At 71.4% G+C, this 760-nt stretch carries 1 protein-coding gene; it reads right to left on the bottom strand.

Going from position 1 to position 760, the window contains the following annotated elements; translation table 11 throughout:
- On the bottom strand, positions 1–750 hold a 750-nt coding region (locus IEZ08_RS39125), incomplete at its 3' end, for a ketoacyl-synthetase C-terminal extension domain-containing protein (RefSeq protein ID WP_308426633.1).
- Between the last annotated feature and the right edge of the window lie 10 nt (positions 751–760).

Here is a 760-nt window from a genome sequence, read left to right as displayed (position 1 = left end):
CTGGTTGAGCAGGCCGGCGTCCTCACCGAAGACGACCTCGCGCAGCGGCCGCTCCAGCAGCCCGTCGAAGATCTCACAGACCTCGGCGAACGCCCCGGCGTAGACGGGGAAGGCCGCCGCGAGTTCCTCACCCATCTGAAGGCGCTGGCTGCCCTGCCCGGTGAACAGGAACGCCGTCTTGCCCCCGGCCACACTGCCCTCGGCGACCTGATCACCGTCCAGCAGCACCAGCCGGTGATCGAACTGCGCCCGGGTCGTGGCCAGCGAGTAGGCCACATCCACCGACCCCCGCGCCTCAAGCCCAGCCAGCCGAGCGACCTGCGCCTGCAGCGCCTCCGCAGTGCGGGCCGACACCGGCGCCAGCGCCACCGGCGACCCCACCTGCACCGGCCCCGACACCGGCTCCGGCCCCGACACCGGCTCCGGCTCCGCGCCCGGCTCCGGCCCCGTCGGGACCTCCTCCACCGCCGGAGCCTCCTCCACGATCACATGCGCATTGGTCCCGCTGATACCGAACGAAGACACCCCCGCCCGACGCAACCGCTCCCCCCGCGACCACTCCACCGCCTCCGTCAACAGGCGCACATTGCCCGCCGACCAATCGACCTGCGGCGTGGGCTCCCCAACATGCAACGTGCGCGGCAACACCCCATGCCGCAACGCCAGCACCATCTTGATCACACCACCCACCCCGGCCGCCGCCTGAGTGTGACCCAGATTCGACTTCAACGACCCCAGCCACAACGGCACCTGCCGCTCC

The organism is Planobispora rosea (assembly GCF_014648175.1).
GTDB classification, from domain to species: Bacteria; Actinomycetota; Actinomycetes; order Streptosporangiales; family Streptosporangiaceae; genus Planobispora; species Planobispora rosea.
The sequence above is the reverse complement of the archived record's forward strand: the minus strand, read 5'-3'. Positions and strand labels throughout refer to the sequence as shown.